Here is a 16,473-nt window from a genome sequence, read left to right as displayed (position 1 = left end):
CTCCTTGTGATGCAGGTGGGAATGGTCGTCTCAGTCTAGGTGGGTCAGACCCCCTTGCTGACCGAGCTCATGTTGAAGTCGGGGATCCGCAGGGCGGGCATCGCGGCCCGGGTGAACCAGTCGCTCCACTCGCGCGGCAGCGTCTTCTCCGTCCGGCCCGCCTCGGAGGCCCGAGACAGCAGGTCCACCGGCGACTCGTTGAACCGGAAGTTGTTCACCTCGCCGACCACCTCGCCGTTCTCGACGAGGTAGACGCCGTCCCGGGTCAGTCCGGTGAGCAGCAGCGTCGCCGGGTCGACCTCACGGATGTACCAGAGGCAGGTGAGGAGCAGACCGCGCTCCGTCGAGGCGACCATCTCCTCCAGGGAGCGCTCGCCACCGCCGTCCAGGATCAGGTTCCCCGCCCCGGGAGCCACCGGCAGGCGGGTGAGCTCCGCCGTGTGCCGGGTGGTGATCAGACGCTCCAGCTTCCCGTCGCGCACCCAGTCCGTCGGCGCGATCGGCAGACCGTTGTCGAAGACGGAGGAGTCGTCGCCGGAGGAGTGCGCGATGACGAACGGCGCGGACTCCAGGCCCGGCTCGTTCGGGTCGCTGCGCAGGGTCAGCGGCAGCGGGGACAGGGTCTCGCCGAGCCGGGTGCCGCCACCGGGCTTGGAGAAGACCGTACGGCCTTCGACCGCGTCCCGGGCCGTGGAGGACCACAGCTGGTAGATCAGCAGGTCGGCCACGGCCGTCGGCGGCAGCAGCGTCTCGTACCGCCCGGCGGGCAGCTCGATCCGGCGCTCCGCCCAGCCGAGCCGGGTCGCGAGCTCGGCGTCGAGCGCCGCCGGGTCGACGTCCTTGAAGTCCCGCGTCGAGCGGCCGGCCCAGGCGGAGCGCGAGCGGTCGGGGGACTTGGCGTTCAGCTCCAGGGTGCCGTTGGGCTGGTCGTGCCGGAGCCGCAGGCCGGTGGACGTCCCCAGGTAGCTGGAGGTCAGCTCGTGGTTGGCGAAGCCGTAGAGCTCACGGCCGCCGGCCCGGGCGCGGGCGAAGGCCTCGCCGAGCGCCGGCGCGAAGTCGGCGAACACGGCGGAGGAGGTCTCCGAGGGCGCGTCCGTGAAGTCGGGCGACGCGGACACGTCCGTCACCAGCGGCTGGGCGTCCTCGGCGGGCCCTGCGGCACGCGCGGCGGCCTCGGCGGCCCGCACCAGGGGCTCCAGGTCGTCGACGGTCACGGCGGACCGGGACACGACACCGGACGCGGTGCCCTGCGCGCCGTCCACGGTCGCGATCACGGTGAGCGTACGGCCGCGGGTGACGCCGTTGGTGGTGAGCGCGTTGCCCGCCCACCGCAGATTGGCCGAGGACTCCTCGTCGGCGATGACGACACACCCGTCGGCACGGGACAGCTCAAGCGCCCGCTCGACGATCTCGTACGGCTTGCTGACGCGGCTCATCGCCCGGCCTCCTGCGTCGTGTTCAGAATGTTGACGCCCCGGAAGAGGGCGGAGGGGCAGCCGTGGGAGACTGCGGCGACCTGGCCCGGCTGGGCCTTGCCGCAGTTGAAGGCGCCGCCGAGGACGTACGTCTGCGGCCCTCCGACCTGCTCCATCGAGCCCCAGAAGTCGGTGGTCGTCGCCTGGTAGGCCACGTCCCGCAGCTGCCCGGCGAGCCGCCCGTTCTCGATGCGGAAGAAGCGCTGCCCGGTGAACTGGAAGTTGTAGCGCTGCATGTCGATCGACCAGGACCGGTCGCCGACCACGTAGATGCCGCGCTCCACACCCCCGATCAGATCCTCCGTGGACAGACCGCCCGGGTCCGGCTGGAGCGAGACGTTCGCCATCCGCTGCACCGGCACGTGCGCGGGGGAGTCGGCGAAGGCACAGCCGTTCGACCGGCCGAGGCCGGTGAGCTTCGCGATCCGCCGGTCCAGCTGGTAGCCGACGAGCGTGCCGTCCTTCACCAGGTCCCAGCTCTGCGCCTCGACGCCCTCGTCGTCGAAGCCGACGGTCGCGAGACCGTGCTCGGCCGTCCTGTCACCCGTCACGTTCATGATCGAGGAGCCGTACGCCAGCTTGCCCAGCTGGTCGAAGGTCGCGAACGAGGTGCCCGCGTACGCCGCCTCGTAGCCGAGCGCCCGGTCCAGCTCGGTGGCGTGCCCGATCGACTCGTGGATCGTCAGCCAGAGGTTCGACGGGTCGACGACCAGGTCGTACCGGCCCGCCTCGACGCTCGGCGCCCTCATCTTCTCGGCGAGCAGCGCCGGAATCTCGTCCAGCTCCTTGTCCCAGTCCCAGCCGGTGCCCGTCAGGTACTCCCAGCCCCGCCCGACCGGCGGCGCGATGGTCCGCATCGAGTCGAACTCACCGGTGGTCTCGTCGACGGCGACCGCCGTGAGCTGCGGGTGCAGCCGGACCCGCTGCTGGGTGGTCACGGTGCCGGCCGTGTCCGCGTAGAACTTGTTCTCGTGGACGGTGAGCAGCGAGGCGTCCACATGCGCCACGCCCTCCGCCCGCAGCAGCCGGGAGCTCCAGTCGGCGAGCAGCGCGCTCTTCTCCTCGCCGGGGATGGAGAAGGGGTCGATCTCGTACGAGGAGACCCAGGTGCGCTCCTCGTGCACCGGCTCCGCCGCGAGCTCGACGCGCTCGTCGGAGCCGGCCGCCGCGATCACCTTGGCGGACAGCTTCGCCATGGCGACCGCCTGCGAGGCGACCTTCGCGGCCCCGTCCATGGTCAGGTCGACCCCGGACGCGAAGCCCCAGGCCCCGCCGTGCACCACGCGCACCGCGTAGCCGAGGTCCGTGGTGTCCGAGGAACCGGACGGTTTGGCGTCGCGCAGCCGCCACGAGGCGCTGCGCACCCGCTCCAGGCGGAAGTCCGCGTGCTCGGCACCGAGCGCGCGCGCTCGGGCGAGCGCCGCGTCGGCGAGCGCCCGCAGGGGCAGCGCGACGAACGAAGGGTCGATCTGGTGGACCACGAGCGGCCTCGCTCTCGGTGATCGGAAGGCTGGGGTCGAGCAGGGGTGGAGCTGTCGTTGATCTGCCACGGAAGTCAATCACGGGACGGCCCGCGGAGTCGGCGCATTACCGACGCCCGGCCACCTGAGCTGTAGGGACCCGACAGCGACACCCGGGCGCCACTGTCGGAGGTCGATTCCTCATGTCGGGGGCGATACCGATAGGTTTTCGGCTACCAGACCGCTATCGAAAGGGTGATCCGTTGAGCCGCTCGGTTCTCGTCACCGGAGGAAACCGGGGCATCGGCCTCGCCATCGCCCGCGCGTTCGCCGAGTCCGGCGACAAGGTCGCGATCACGTACCGCTCCGGTGAGCCGCCGGCGGCCCTCACCGAGCTCGGCTGCCTGGCCGTCAAGTGCGACATCACCGACGGCGAGCAGGTGGAGCAGGCGTACAAGGAGATCGAGGAGAAGCACGGTCCGGTGGAGGTCCTCGTGGCCAACGCCGGCGTGACGAAGGACCAGCTCCTCATGCGCATGTCCGAGGAGGACTTCACCTCCGTCGTCGACACCAACCTCACCGGCACCTTCCGGGTCGTCAAGCGCTCCAACCGCGGCATGCTGCGCGCGAAGAAGGGCCGCGTCGTCCTGATCTCCTCGGTCGTCGGGCTGCTGGGCTCCGCGGGCCAGGCGAACTACGCCGCCTCCAAGGCCGGCCTGGTGGGCTTCGCCCGTTCCCTCGCGCGTGAGCTGGGCTCCCGCAACATCACCTTCAATGTCGTCGCCCCTGGTTTCGTCGACACCGACATGACCGCCGTGCTCACCGACGAGCAGCGCGCGGGCATCGTGTCCCAGGTGCCGCTGGGCCGCTACGCCCAGCCGGAGGAGATCGCCGCCGCGGTGAAGTTCCTCGCCTCCGACGACGCCTCGTACATCACTGGAGCCGTCATCCCGGTTGACGGCGGATTGGGCATGGGTCACTGACCATGAGCGGAATTCTCGAGGGCAAGCGCATCCTCATCACCGGTGTGCTGATGGAGTCCTCCATCGCCTTCCACACCGCCAAGCTGGCCCAGGAGCAGGGCGCGGAGATCATCCTCACCGCCTGGCCGCGGCCGACGCTGACCGAGCGCATCGCCAAGAAGCTGCCCCACCCCGACAAGGTGAAGGTCCTGGAGCTCGACGTCTCGAACGACGAGCACCTGGCCCGGCTGGAGGGTCAGGTCCGTGAGCACCTGGGCGACCGCCTCGACGGCATCGTGCACTCCATCGGCTTCGCGCCGCAGGACGCGCTCGGCGGCAACTTCCTCAACACCCCGTTCGAGTCCGTGGCCACCGCCATGCACGTCTCCGCCTTCTCCCTGAAGTCGCTGACGATGGCGCTGCTGCCGCTGATGAGCGAGGGCGGCTCGGTCGTCGGCCTCACCTTCGACGCGAAGTTCGCCTGGCCGCAGTACGACTGGATGGGCCCGGCCAAGGCCGCCCTGGAGGCCACCAGCCGCTACATGGCGCGTGACCTGGGCAAGCAGAACATCCGTTGCAACCTGATCTCGGCGGGCCCGATCGGTTCGATGGCCGCGAAGTCGATCCCCGGCTTCGGCGAGCTGGCGGCCGTCTGGGACAGCCGTTCCCCGCTGGAGTGGGAGCTCTCGGACCCGGAGCCGGCCGGCCGCGGCGTCGTCGCGCTGCTCTCGGACTGGTTCCCGAAGACCACGGGCGAGATCATCCACGTGGACGGCGGCCTGCACGCCATCGGCGCGTAACCGCTGCTCGTCAGAGCGTCAGGGCCGTGTGCCCGCCCCGGAGGGGGCGGACACACGGCCCTCGCCGTTCCGCAACTCCTGCCCGACTCGAAAAGTCGCGCGAACCACCCCAGACTGGGGCAGAGCGTGATGCTTCTGCTGCTGACGGGGAGGAGGTACGGGCATGCGCGCGATACGTCACGGGTTCGGCGCCTTCGTCTCCGTCGCCGTACTGCTCACCGGGATCGCCGTCGCCGCCGAGGTGCGGGCCGCGCCCGCCCCGGCCGAGGAACTCCCCGTCACCGCCCCGGCGACCGAGGAGCCGGAGAACTTCGGCGCCTCCTGCCGCACCGTCGTCCAGGGCTCGACCGTCACCGCGCACTGTCAGAACCCGTACCCCCGCACCGACCGGATCCGGCTCCACGTCGAGTGCGAGCGCTGGTGGGACATCGACTCCGACAGCGCCCCCGTGGAGGTCGGCCCGGCCGACTACGGCACGATCACCGGCCGTTGCTGGAAGGAGGTCCGGTCCGCCTGGATCACTCACCAGCCGGCGGACCAGGCTCCCGATCCGACTCCGGTACGGGGCTCCTGAGGCACATGTAGGGGTAGCCGGCCGCCTCCGCGCCGGCCCGCTCGGCGTCGCCCTCCCGGATCGCGTCCACCATGCGTGCGTGATCCATCCGGTTCTCCGGCCGCAACTCCTGCCCGACGTCGTCGCGCAGCCACTCCCGCAGCAGATCGCCCAGGTCCGCGTAGAGCTCGGTGAGCACCTCGTTGCCCGAGGCGGCGACGACCGCGTGGTGGAAGGTCGCGTCGGCGGTCACGAACCGCTCCGCGTCCCCGGACTCCCACGCCTCCTCCCGTCGTACGAGCAGGGTGTCGAGCTGCTTCAGATCCCGCTCGGTGCGCCGCGCGGCCGCGAGCCGCGCCGCCGCGGACTCCAGGGTCGAGCGCAGCTCGGCGACGTGCCGGGGGTCGGAGCCGGCGAAGCGGCGGTGCATGACGCCCGCCAGCTCGCTGGTGGCGATGACGTACGTCCCGGAGCCCTGGCGGATGTCGAGGAGCCCGTTGTGCGCGAGCGCCCGGACCGCCTCGCGCACGGTGTTGCGGGCCACGCCCAGCTGCTCGACCAGCTCGGGTTCGGTCGGGATGCGTGAACCCACCGGCCACTCGCCGGAGGTGATCTGGTTCCGCAGCTCGGCGATCACCTGATCGGAGAGGCCTGCGCGCCGGGGGTGGCCGAGGGCCATGGAGCACCTTCCCATTCGTTCGTGTCGCCCAAGTCGTTCGAGATTGGACAACCAATCATCCCATGATTCTATGATGGCCTCATGCCTGACGAGCCGAAGACTCTCGACCCCACCGCACGACCGGCCACGACCACCGTTCCGGCGGCCACCACGACCCCGCCCGGAGCCGCCGTCGCCGGCGATTCTCCCGCACGGGGGCGCTGGACCCTCGGCCTCGTCACCGTCGGACTCGTCCTGGCCGCGCTGAACCTGCGCCCCGCCATCACCAGCCTCGGCGCCCTCCTCGAAGAGGTCAGCGCGGACCTCCACATGAGCGGCACCGTCGCCGGCGTCCTCACCTCCGTCCCCCCGCTCTGCTTCGCGGTCTTCGGCATCACGGCCCCGCGCCTCGCCCGCCGCTTCGGCCCCGCCGCCGTCGTCTGCGCGGGCATGGCCGCGATCTTCACCGGCCTGATCCTGCGCCCCTTCGCCGGCGGCACCGTCGGCTTCCTCGCCGCCAGCGCCCTCGCCCTCATGGGCATCGCCGTCAGCAACGTCCTGATGCCGGTCATCGTCAAGCGGTACTTCCCCGACCGCATCGGCAGCATGACCGGCCTGTACTCCATGGCCCTCGCCCTCGGCACCTCCATGGCCGCGGCCGCGACCGTCCCCATGACCGCCGCCCTCGGCGGCGACTGGCGCATCGGCCTCGGCGTCTGGGCGGCCATCGCCGCACTCGCCGTCCTGCCCTGGATCCCGCTCGTCCGCGACCGGGACCGCGCCACCCGGGAGACCCGGGCCACCGCCGCCGCGACGGAGACCGCCCCGCGCATCACCCGCAGCCGCACCGCCTGGGCCCTCGGCTGCTACTTCGGCCTCCAGGCCACCGGCGCCTACATCACCATGGGCTGGATGCCGCAGATCTTCCGCGACGCCGGCGTCCCCGCCTCCACCGCGGGCGTGCTCCTCGCCGTCACCATGGTCATGGGAGTCCCGCTCGCCTTCGTGATCCCCCGGCTCGCCACCCGCATGAGGAACCAGGGCCCGATCGTCGTCGCCCTCGGCCTCTGCGGCCTCGCCGGCTACACCGGCCTCTTCCTCGCCCCCGCCGCCGGCGCCTGGGTCTGGGCACTGCTCCTCGGCGTCTCCAACTGCTCCTTCCCGCTCGCCCTCACGATGATCGGCATGCGCTCGCGCACCGGCGCCGGAGTCGTCCGGCTCTCCGCCTTCGCCCAGAGCGTCGGCTACCTCATCTCCATCCCCGGCCCGCTCCTCGTCGGCGTGCTCTACCAGCACAGCGGCGGCTGGGGACTGCCGATCGTCCTGATGGGCGGGCTCATGGTGCCGCAGATGATCGTCGGAACCCTGGCGGGCAGGGACCGGACGGTCGAGGACGAATCCTGAGATGGGAGACTGTCGTCATGCCAGTTCTCGAACCCCATCCCCCGAACGGCCAGAAGAAGCTGCTCATCGTCTTCGGCGCGATGATCGGCATCACGGTGGTCATCGGCCTCATCGCCTCGTTCGCCTCCCCGTGACGCCCGCCCACCGCACCCGTGGTGGGGACAACCCCCGCATCCCCTAGGGGGCGGGACTCAGGGTGAAGTGGGTGGATCACCGGATGGGCCGAGGGGCCCGCGATCCCTAGGTTGGAGACAACAGGGAAAGCGGAGTTCTCACCCACGGAGGCGGTCATGTCGGCCCACACGTCCACCCGCGTCCGGCCCGGGGCGACCGGCGTCGACACCCGGCTGCCCTGGTGGGCGCTCGCCCTCCCGGCGGTCGCGTTCGTCGCCCTTCTGATGCTGATGACCGGGCCCGGTGAGGCCCACGCGGCGGTCGGCTCCCCGGGGGTCGGAGGGTTCCTGGAGCGGATCCAGCAAACGCTCTCTCTCTGAGTCGGCGCGCGCCGTTTCGTGCGAAGCTGAGGACCATGAGCGTCGACACACCCCGCAGGATCGTGCTGCTCCGACACGCGAAGGCGGACTGGAACCAGGAGTCCGACCACGAGCGCCCCCTCGCCGAGCGAGGCCGCGCGGACGCCCCCGTCGCCGGCCGCCGGCTCGCCGAGACCGGCATCGCCTTCGACCTGGCCCTCTGCTCCACCGCCACCAGGACCCGCGAGACCTGGAAGCTGGCCGTACAGGCCCTCCCCGAGCGCCCCAAGACCGTCTACGAGGACCGGCTGTACGAGGCCTCGCTCGGCGAGCTCATCGCCCTGCTCAACGAGACCTCGGAAGACGTGTCCGACCTCCTGGTCATCGGCCACAACCCCGGGATGCACGCCCTCGCCGACGCCCTCGCGGGCGAGTCCGAGGGCGACGTGCTGCCCCGGATGAACCGCAGCGGCTTCCCGACCTCCGCCTTCGCCGTCCTCACCTTCAACGGCTCGTGGAAGTCCCTGGAGCACGGCGCCGGACGCCTCGTCGACTTCTGGACCCCGCACGCCTGACCGGCACACCCGACCCGTACGCCTGGGCGGAATCCGCACGCCTCAGCCGCGTGCCTACGTCGTAGCCGAAGCCGCAGCCGTACGGAAAAAATGGGCCCGGCCGTCACGCGACGGCCGGGCCCTCCCTCGTACGGGTTCACCCGCCGCTCAGTGCAGCAGGTCCTCCTCGCCGCCGTCCGCGGCCTCGACCTCTTCGCGGGTGATCCCCAGCAGATACAGCACGGTGTCCAGGAACGGCACGTTCACCGCCGTGTGCGCCGCCTCGCGCACCACCGGCTTCGCGTTGAACGCCACGCCGAGACCGGCAGCGTTCAGCATGTCCAGGTCGTTCGCCCCGTCGCCGATCGCCACGGTCTGCGCCAGCGGCACACCCGCCTCCGCCGCGAACCGGCGCAGCAGCCGCGCCTTGCCCGCCCGGTCCACGATCTCGCCGGTCACCCGCCCGGTCAGCTTCCCGTCGACGATCTCCAGGGTGTTGGCCGAGGCGAAGTCGAGCCCGAGCCGCTCCTTCAGATCGTCGGTGACCTGCGTGAACCCGCCCGAGACGACACCCACCTGGTAGCCGAGCCGCTTGAGCGTACGGATCAGGGTCCGGGCCCCGGGCGTCATCCGCACCTCGGCACGGACCTTGTCGACCACCGAGGCGTCGAGCCCGGCGAGCAGCTCCACGCGCGCGTGCAGCGACTGCTCGAAGTCCAGCTCCCCGCGCATCGCCGCGGCCGTCACCTCGGCGACCTTGTCCTCGCACCCGGCGTGCGCCGCGAAGAGCTCGATCACCTCGTCCTGGATCAAGGTCGAGTCGACGTCCATGACGACGAGCCGCTGGGCCCGGCGGTGCAGCCCGGCCGAGACCACGGCCACATCGACCCCGATGCTGTGGGCCTGGGTGGCGAGGGCGGTCCGCAGCGGCGCGGTCTCACAGCCGGAGACGGCGAACTCGACGGCCGTGACCGGGTATTTCGCCAGCCGGAAGACACGGTCGATATTGCCGCCGGCCTCCGCGATCCTGGCCGCTATGGCCGCCGTCTGCTCCGCCGTCAGCGGGTTGCCCAGCACGGTGACGTGCGAGCGCCCCTCACCCCGGGGACGGTTGTCACCCGTACCCGAGATGATCTCGGCCTGGAGCTTCAGCGACTCGGCCCAGCTGTGCACGGTCGCGCGGAGCTCGCCCTGCGAGGCGACGGTCGGCTCGGTGACGAGCGCGCACAGGACGAGGCGGCCGCGGGAGACGACCTGCTCGATGTCCACGACGTCGACGGAGTAGGCGGCGAGGGTGTCGAAGAGTCCCGCGGTGATCCCGGGACGGTCCTTCCCGAAGATCTTGACGAGAAGGGTGGGAACGTCTGAGGTCTGCGATGCGCTCATGGTGCTTCCACCGTATCGGGCACCGTGTGCCACCCGACCCCCCGTCCCGCCCAGCGGACACCCGAGTGGGCGCGCCCTTGATCCCGGGGGCGTCCCCGGAGAGCCTGCGCCGGGTCTTCACGCGGCCCGACTTTCGGAGAAGGGACCGGGCCTGAAATAGTTCCCCAGGATGATTCGCATCCCTGGACTCCCCGCGACGGGGGTACATCGGGGGACAAGTAGTGGGGCATGGAGTGCCAGAACTCGTACTGGAATTGAACGGAAGGACCTGGACGCTCGATCCGTCCAGGTCGTACACCCTGGGCCGCGACCCGCAGGGTGACCTGGTCATCGACGACGCCAGGGTCTCGTGGCGCCACGCCACCATCAGCTGGGGCGGCCGGAGTTGGGTCATCGAGGACCACGGCTCGACCAACGGCACGTTCCTGCAGGGGCAGCGGATCCACCAGGTGGAGATCGGCCCCGGCTCTGCCGTCCACCTCGGCAACGCCACCGACGGCCCGCGGTTGAATCTCGCCGCGGCCGGTGCCCCGGCCCACCAGCAGGCCCCGGCGGCCCAGCAGCGGGCCGCGGCCCAGGCACCGGCCCACCAGGTCCCCGCCCATCAGGCCGCCGAGCAGGCCGCCCAGGCCGAGTGGATCACGCACCAGGCCCCGCCGCAGCAGGGTCAGCAGCAGGTCCCGCAGCAGAACTGGCAGCAGGGCCCGCCGCCCGTGCACCCGCAGGCCGCCCGGCAGCAGGTCCCGCACCAGCAGGGACACGGCGGGCCGGGAGCCGCGGGGGCGTCGGCGGCCTACGCCGACCGCAGCCCCACCACGTTCCACCAGCTGGCCCTCGGCCACGTCATGCGCATCGGCCGTGCCCTCGAGAACGAACTGGTCGTCTCCGACCTCCAGGTCTCGCGGCACCACGCCGAGTTCCACGCGACGCCCGACGGTCGCTTCGAGATTCGCGACCTCGGCTCGCACAACGGCACGTACGTCAACGGCCAGCCGATCACCAAGGGCGGCTCCGCCCTCCTCGGCCCCCAGGACATCGTCGGCGTCGGCCACTCGACGTTCCGGCTCGTCGGCGGCCAGCTCGAGGAGTTCGTCGACACCGGCTCCGTCTCCTTCTCGGCCCGCCACCTCACGGTCACGGTCGACGGCGGCAAGCAGATCCTCAAGGACGTCTCCTTCGGCGTCCCGGAGAAGTCGCTGATCGGTGTCATCGGCCCGTCCGGCTCCGGAAAGTCCACGCTGCTCAAGGCGCTGACCGGTTACCGCCCGGCCAACGAGGGCGACGTCCTCTACGACAACCGAAGCCTCTACAAGCAGTTCGCCGAGCTGCGCCAGCGCATCGGTCTCGTCCCGCAGGACGACATCCTGCACAAGGAGCTGACCGTCCAGAAGGCGCTGCGCTACGCCGCCAAGCTCCGCTTCCCCGGCGACACCGCCGAGTCCGAGCGCGAGGCCCGCATCGGCGAGGTGCTGCGCGAGCTCAAGCTCGACATCCACAAGGAGAAGAAGGTCACCTCCCTCTCCGGTGGTCAGCGCAAGCGCGTGTCGGTCGCCCTGGAGCTCCTCACCAAGCCGTCGCTGATCTTCCTGGACGAGCCGACCTCCGGCCTCGACCCGGGCATGGACCGCGATGTCATGCAGCTGCTCCGCGGCCTCGCCGACGACGGCCGCACGGTCCTCGTCGTCACCCACTCGGTGGCCGAGCTGGGCCTCTGCGACAAGCTGCTCGTCATGGCCCCCGGTGGCTCGGTGGCGTACTTCGGCCCGCCGGACGAGGCGCTGAACTTCTTCGGCTACTCCACCTGGGCCGACGTCTTCTCCGCCTTCGAGAACTACCGCGACTACGACTGGGCGGGCCGCTGGAAGGGCTCGCAGCACTACCAGCTGTACGCCGCGGACATCGACGCCGTCGCCGCGCAGCCCGTCCAGATGCCGCAGCAGGCGATGTCCAGGCCGCCGAAGCCGCAGGGCTGGGGCTCCCAGCTGTGGACCCTGATCCGGCGCTACGTCTCCGTCATCGCCTCCGACGTGGGCTTCATGGCCCTGATGGTGATCCTGCCGGCCGTCCTCGGCGCGGTGTCCGTGGTCATCCCCGCCGACTTCGGCCTCGGGAAGCCCACGCCCCCGTCCCGGTTCAACGGCGACGCCGGCACGATCATGCTGATCCTCGCGGTCGGCATGTGCTTCAGCGGCGCCGCCAACTCGGTCCGTGAGCTGATCAAGGAACGGGTCATCTACGAGCGGGAGCGCGCCGTCGGCCTGTCCCGCTCCGCGTACCTGATGTCCAAGGTCATCGTCCTCGGCGTGATCACGGCCCTCCAGGGCGTGATCATCTGCGCCATCGGCTTCTCGACCCGCGCGCTGCCCGAAGAGGGCCTGCTGATGCCGCCGGCAGCCGAGCTGTGCATCCAGGTCATCGGTCTCGGCCTGACCTCGATGATGGTCGGCCTGGTCATCTCGGCCCTGGTGAAGACCGCCGAGAAGACCATGCCGCTGCTCGTCATGTTCGCGATCATCCAGGTCGTGTTCACCGGCATCCTCTTCCAGGTGTACGACTCGCCCGGCCTGGAGCAGTTCGCCTGGCTCATGCCCTCCCGCTGGGGCATCGCCGGCGCGGGCGCCACCCTGGACCTGGCCCACCTGATGCCGCCGTGGGACCAGAAGAACCCCGCGAACACCGACCCGCTGTGGGAGCACACGGTCGGCCAGTGGAGCCTCAACCTCGGCATCCAGCTGTTCATGGCGGCCATCTGCTGCGTCGCCGTGGCGAGGCTGCTGCGCCGCCACGAGCCCGAGGTCATGCGCAAGTGACCGGCTGAACGACCCGTACGCCGAAGGGCGGCACCCCCAGTGCGGGGGGTGCCGCCCTTCGGCGTACGGACAGCGGACCGAGTGCGATCAGTACGCGCTGTTGACGTTGTCGATCGAGCCGTAGCGGTCGGCCGCGTAGTTGGCGGCGGCGACGATGTTGGCGACCGGGTCGTACTGGTCGAACGCGGTGCCGGGCACGTGGTAGGCCTTGAAGGTCGGGTAGATGACCTGAAGCAGACCCTTGGACGGGACGCCGTTGATGGCGTTGATGTCCCAGTTGTTGATGGCCCGCGGGTTGCCGCTGGACTCGCGCATGATGTTCTTGTGCAGGCCGTGGTAGCTGCCCGGGATGTCGTGCTTGTCCATGATGAACAGCGCCTCGCGGATCCAGCCGTCGAGGTTGTTCGCGAAGACCGGGGTACGGGCGACGGAACGGCTCGCGGCCGCCTTCGCCGCGGCACGCTTCTTCGCGTCGGCCTTCGCCTTCGCCGCGGCCTTCGCCTTGGCGTCCGCCTTCGCCTTCGCGGCGGCCTTGGCCTGCGCGTCGGCCTTCGCCTTGGCCGCGGCGGCGGCCTTGGCCTTGGCGTCGGCCTTGGCCTTCGCCGCGGCGTCCTGCTTGGCCTTGAGGCCGATGGTGGTGTGCTGCTCGTTCACGCTGGCGGCCAAGGCCTTCGCCTGCGGGCTGTTCGCGTTGTACGACCAGGCGACCTGCTGCGTACCGGAGAGCGCCTGGGGCTCGGTCTCGGTGGAGCCGTTGCCGGGGACGAGGGAGAGGGTGAGCGCCGCGGCGCCCAGAGCGGCGACGCCGGCGATCGTGGCCTTGTGGGTCTTCTTCAGACCACGAATGTGGCCAGGGGTGTTCGCAGACATAACGGACTACCTCTTCGAATCGCTGGGGGTCGCTCCACCGGGGCGGTGTCTCGCCAGCTCGGCGGCGACGGGGGCAATTCTTAGCGCCCGCAAAATGCCGTGGCAAAGGTGTGACGTACGATCCCGGGTAGTGGATCAGGGGCCCGTGCACGGGCCACAGAAGCACCCTTATGTCGGGCTCACCCCACCCTGACCCGCCCTTCGGGAGTCCACTAGGGGGCTTCGTAAGTGACCTGGGTCCTATGCGCGGGCTCACATCGGGCACGTAACGAACTCACCAGCCGTTGCGTGAGCAATGCGCACAGTGAGTCCCCTCCTCCTGAAGGAGGACAGGGGCCTCCGGGCACTACGACCTAGGTCCCCGGTCCCCCTCCTCCGCGGTCTCCGGACGGATACGGACCGTCACGGGCCGCCGGTACGGTGAACACATGAGCCATCGACCGAGCTCCGGCCTGGCCGCCGTGAGCACCGCCCTCCTGGCCATGAGCCGCCATCTGGAGGTCCGCGACGTCCTCAAGACGATCGTCGCCTCCGCCCGCGAGCTGCTCGACGCCGAGTACGCGGCCCTGGGCGTCCCCGACGACCACGGGGGCTTCGCCCAGTTCGTGGTCGACGGCGTCAGCGACGAACAGTGGAAGGCCATCGGCCCGCTGCCCCGGCAGCACGGCATCCTCGCCGCGATGCTCCACAAGGCCGAGCCCGAGCGGCTCGCCGACGTCCGCGAGGACCCCCGCTTCGAGGGCTGGCCCGCCGCCCACCCCGAGATGTCCGATTTCCTCGGCCTCCCCGTCAGGGACGGCGACGAGATCCTCGGCGCCCTCTTCCTCGCCAACAAGCGCTGCCCGAGGGAGGCCGGCGGCTGCGGCTTCACCGCCGAGGACGAGGAACTCCTCTCGATCCTGGCCCAGCACGCGGCCATCGCCCTCACCAACGCCCGTCTGTACGAGCGCAGCCGCGAGCTCACCATCGCCGAGGAGCGCTCCCGCCTCGCCCACGAGCTGCACGACGCCGTCAGCCAGAAGCTCTTCTCGCTCCGGCTGACCGCGCAGGCCGCCGCCGCGCTCGTCGACCGCGACCCCGCCCGCGCCAAGGGAGAGCTCCAGCAGGTCGCCCTGCTCGCCGCCGAGGCCGCCGACGAGCTGCGCGCCGCCGTCGTCGAGCTCCGCCCCGCCGCCCTCGACGAGGACGGCCTCGTCCACACCCTCCGTACCCACATCCAGGTCCTGGACCGCGCCCACACCGCCCGGGTCACCTTCGAGAGCCCCGGCACGCGCGCGCTGCCCGCCGCGCAGGAGGAAGCGGTGCTCCGGGTCGCCCAGGAGGCCCTGCACAACGCCCTGCGGCACTCCGGGGCGGGGCTCGTCACCGTCTGCCTCGCCCGCGCGGGCCAGGGCGCGCGGCTCACCGTCACCGACGACGGCAAGGGCTTCGACCCGCGTACGGTCCGCAGCGCGGGGCGCCACCTCGGCCTGGTCTCCATGCGGGACCGGGCGGGCGGCGTCGGCGGATCGCTGACCGTGACCTCGGCCCCCGGCGAGGGCACCACGATCGAGATGGAGGTTCCCGGTGGCTGACAAGCAGATCCGTGTCCTGCTGGTCGACGACCACCAGGTCGTCCGCAGAGGCCTGCGCACCTTTCTGGAGGTGCAGGACGACATAGAGGTGGTGGGGGAGGCCTCGGACGGCGCCGAGGGCGTCGCCCGGGCCGAGGAGCTCCGCCCCGACGTGGTCCTCATGGACGTGAAGATGCCGGGGACGGACGGCATCGAGGCGCTGAAGCGGCTCCGGGCGCTCGACAACCCGGCGAAGGTCCTCGTCGTCACCAGCTTCACCGAGCAGCGGACGGTGGTCCCCGCCCTCCGCGCCGGCGCCTCCGGATACGTCTACAAGGACATCGACCCCGACGCGCTGGCCGGCGCGATCCGTTCCGTACACGCCGGGCACGTCCTGCTCCAGCCCGAGGTCGCGGGCGCGCTCCTCAGCCAGGACGACTCCCACGGGGGTACGGGACGCGGCTCGACCCTCACGGAGCGGGAGCGCGAGGTCCTCGGCCTGATCGCGGACGGCCGGTCCAACCGCGAGATCGCCCGCGCGCTCGTCCTCTCCGAGAAGACGGTCAAGACGCACGTCTCGAACATCCTGATGAAGCTCGACCTCGCGGACCGCACCCAGGCGGCCCTCTGGGCGGTCCGGCACGGCCTCACCGACTGACGCGCGCCCCCCCCCGCGCGCCGGGCGCACGACCGTTCTGTCCTTCATACCGTCGTGTGTATGTCCCCCGTTCGGCGCAACCTGACGGGGGGCGCCGCGTTCTCCATGGCGTGCTGCGGCTGACCGGCCGCAGCGATGACCAGGAGGATGTACCAAGTGAAGAACCTCAAGAAGGCCGCTGCCCTCACCATGGTCGCCGGTGGCATCGTCGCCGCCGGTGCGGGTGTCGCCTCCGCGAACGCGGACGCCAACGGGCAGGCCCTCCACTCGCCGGGCGTCGCGTCCGGCAACCTGGTGCAGGTCCCGGTCCACGTCCCCGTGAACGTCTCCGGCAACACGGTCAACGTGATCGGCCTGCTCAACCCGGCCTTCGGCAACCACGCCCTCAACGGCTGACCGCCGCACACACCAACCGGCCCCCGGGACGATCCCCCCGGGGGCCGGTTCCGCGTTCCCCCCTACCGACGCGGTCCTCGCGCCGCTCGGCGCCGGGGCGCCTTCCGGGCTTCGGTCCGCTGTGGCGGACTCCGTCCGCCGGCCGGGGTGGCGGGTCCGTGGGGGTCAGAAGCCCCGGTCCCGCTCCCTTTCCTCCACGTACGCGTTGTAGGCGGCGACCTGCGCCCGTCTGGCCACCCGCTCCACCGGCCGCAGCGCCTCCCCCCGCGCCGCCAGCCCCTCTCTCGACGCGGTCCTCGCGCCGCTCGGCGCCGGGGCGCCTTCCGGGCTTCGGTCCGCTGTGGCGGACTCCGTCCGCCGGCCGGGGGTGGCGGGTCCGTGGGGGTCAGAAGCCCCGGTCCCGCTCCCTTTCCTCCACGTACGCGTTGTAGGCGGCGACCTGCGCCCGTCTGGCCACCCGC

The 16,473-nt window shown here is 71.2% G+C and carries 16 protein-coding genes; 11 read left to right on the top strand and 5 right to left on the bottom strand.

The window, feature by feature from the left end:
* Nucleotides 1-44 precede the first annotated feature (44 nt).
* On the bottom strand, nucleotides 45-1,436 hold the full coding sequence (locus tag ACIP8Z_RS32315) for a metallopeptidase TldD-related protein (protein WP_402089775.1): 1,392 nt from the start codon (nucleotides 1,434-1,436) through the stop codon (nucleotides 45-47).
* Nucleotides 1,433-2,956 (bottom strand): TldD/PmbA family protein, encoded by a 1,524-nt coding sequence (locus ACIP8Z_RS32310; protein ID WP_055599878.1) that lies wholly within the window; start codon nucleotides 2,954-2,956, stop codon nucleotides 1,433-1,435. The genes ACIP8Z_RS32315 and ACIP8Z_RS32310 overlap by 4 nt, the downstream gene beginning before the upstream one ends.
* 242 nt (nucleotides 2,957-3,198) lie before the next feature.
* Between ACIP8Z_RS32310 and fabG the strand changes: the two genes are divergently transcribed.
* The 3 genes from fabG (at nucleotide 3,199) to ACIP8Z_RS32295 (ending at nucleotide 5,271) form a co-directional block, all read left to right on the top strand.
* Entirely contained in the window at nucleotides 3,199-3,918 is a 720-nt protein-coding gene (gene fabG / locus ACIP8Z_RS32305; protein ID WP_030322734.1) for a 3-oxoacyl-[acyl-carrier-protein] reductase, read from the top strand.
* A gap of 2 nt (nucleotides 3,919-3,920) precedes the next feature.
* Complete coding sequence (gene fabI / locus ACIP8Z_RS32300; protein ID WP_209494099.1) at nucleotides 3,921-4,697, top strand: enoyl-ACP reductase FabI; 777 nt, start codon at nucleotides 3,921-3,923, stop codon at nucleotides 4,695-4,697.
* A 163-nt stretch (nucleotides 4,698-4,860) separates the two neighbouring features.
* Nucleotides 4,861-5,271 carry a hypothetical protein gene (locus tag ACIP8Z_RS32295; protein ID WP_402089772.1) on the top strand — a complete coding sequence of 137 codons (411 nt, stop codon included), beginning with the start codon at nucleotides 4,861-4,863 and terminating at the stop codon, nucleotides 5,269-5,271.
* On the opposite strand, the gene ACIP8Z_RS32290 is transcribed toward ACIP8Z_RS32295, so the two are convergent.
* Nucleotides 5,216-5,929: a FadR/GntR family transcriptional regulator gene (locus ACIP8Z_RS32290; RefSeq protein WP_402089770.1), complete on the bottom strand. Its 714-nt coding sequence runs from the start codon at nucleotides 5,927-5,929 to the stop codon at nucleotides 5,216-5,218. The genes ACIP8Z_RS32295 and ACIP8Z_RS32290 overlap by 56 nt on opposite strands.
* 81 nt (nucleotides 5,930-6,010) lie before the next feature.
* On the opposite strand from ACIP8Z_RS32290, the gene ACIP8Z_RS32285 reads away from it, so the two are divergent.
* The 4 genes from ACIP8Z_RS32285 (at nucleotide 6,011) to ACIP8Z_RS32270 (ending at nucleotide 8,360) form a co-directional block, all read left to right on the top strand.
* Nucleotides 6,011-7,312: a CynX/NimT family MFS transporter gene (locus ACIP8Z_RS32285; RefSeq protein WP_402089768.1), complete on the top strand. Its 1,302-nt coding sequence runs from the start codon at nucleotides 6,011-6,013 to the stop codon at nucleotides 7,310-7,312.
* Nucleotides 7,313-7,329: 17 nt separating this feature from the next.
* A complete protein-coding gene (locus ACIP8Z_RS32280; protein ID WP_319308163.1) occupies nucleotides 7,330-7,446 on the top strand; it encodes an SGM_5486 family transporter-associated protein in 117 nt (38 codons plus the stop codon).
* A 156-nt stretch (nucleotides 7,447-7,602) separates the two neighbouring features.
* On the top strand, nucleotides 7,603-7,806 hold the full coding sequence (locus ACIP8Z_RS32275; protein ID WP_402089766.1) for a hypothetical protein: 204 nt from the start codon (nucleotides 7,603-7,605) through the stop codon (nucleotides 7,804-7,806).
* Nucleotides 7,807-7,841: 35 nt separating this feature from the next.
* Nucleotides 7,842-8,360 (top strand): histidine phosphatase family protein, encoded by a 519-nt coding sequence (locus ACIP8Z_RS32270; protein ID WP_355964962.1) that lies wholly within the window; start codon nucleotides 7,842-7,844, stop codon nucleotides 8,358-8,360.
* 147 nt (nucleotides 8,361-8,507) lie between these two features.
* On the opposite strand, the gene serB is transcribed toward ACIP8Z_RS32270, so the two are convergent.
* Nucleotides 8,508-9,725 carry a phosphoserine phosphatase SerB gene (gene serB / locus ACIP8Z_RS32265; protein WP_402089764.1) on the bottom strand — a complete coding sequence of 406 codons (1,218 nt, stop codon included), beginning with the start codon at nucleotides 9,723-9,725 and terminating at the stop codon, nucleotides 8,508-8,510.
* A gap of 221 nt (nucleotides 9,726-9,946) precedes the next feature.
* On the opposite strand from serB, the gene ACIP8Z_RS32260 reads away from it, so the two are divergent.
* Nucleotides 9,947-12,535, top strand: a complete 2,589-nt coding sequence (locus ACIP8Z_RS32260; protein ID WP_402089762.1) for an FHA domain-containing protein — start codon at nucleotides 9,947-9,949, stop codon at nucleotides 12,533-12,535.
* 87 nt (nucleotides 12,536-12,622) lie between these two features.
* On the opposite strand, the gene ACIP8Z_RS32255 is transcribed toward ACIP8Z_RS32260, so the two are convergent.
* On the bottom strand, nucleotides 12,623-13,405 hold the full coding sequence (locus ACIP8Z_RS32255) for a transglycosylase SLT domain-containing protein (protein ID WP_402089760.1): 783 nt from the start codon (nucleotides 13,403-13,405) through the stop codon (nucleotides 12,623-12,625).
* Between the two features lie 428 nt (nucleotides 13,406-13,833).
* Here ACIP8Z_RS32255 and ACIP8Z_RS32250 point away from each other — a divergent pair, with 428 nt between their 5' ends.
* The 3 genes from ACIP8Z_RS32250 to ACIP8Z_RS32240 all read left to right on the top strand — a co-directional run bounded on the left by ACIP8Z_RS32250 (nucleotide 13,834) and on the right by ACIP8Z_RS32240 (nucleotide 16,012).
* On the top strand, nucleotides 13,834-14,979 hold the full coding sequence (locus tag ACIP8Z_RS32250; RefSeq protein ID WP_402089758.1) for a GAF domain-containing protein: 1,146 nt from the start codon (nucleotides 13,834-13,836) through the stop codon (nucleotides 14,977-14,979).
* On the top strand, nucleotides 14,972-15,616 hold the full coding sequence (locus ACIP8Z_RS32245; protein ID WP_319308144.1) for a response regulator transcription factor: 645 nt from the start codon (nucleotides 14,972-14,974) through the stop codon (nucleotides 15,614-15,616). The genes ACIP8Z_RS32250 and ACIP8Z_RS32245 overlap by 8 nt, the downstream gene beginning before the upstream one ends.
* Nucleotides 15,617-15,772: 156 nt before the next feature.
* Complete coding sequence (locus ACIP8Z_RS32240; RefSeq protein ID WP_319308141.1) at nucleotides 15,773-16,012, top strand: chaplin; 240 nt, start codon at nucleotides 15,773-15,775, stop codon at nucleotides 16,010-16,012.
* The last annotated feature ends 461 nt before the right edge of the window (nucleotides 16,013-16,473 follow it).

The sequence above is a fragment of the Streptomyces sp. NPDC088553 genome (assembly GCF_044752965.1).
In the GTDB taxonomy this organism is placed as follows: Bacteria; Actinomycetota; Actinomycetes; order Streptomycetales; family Streptomycetaceae; genus Streptomyces.
Note: the sequence above shows the minus strand (reverse complement) of the source record. Positions and strands in the feature narration are given on the sequence as shown.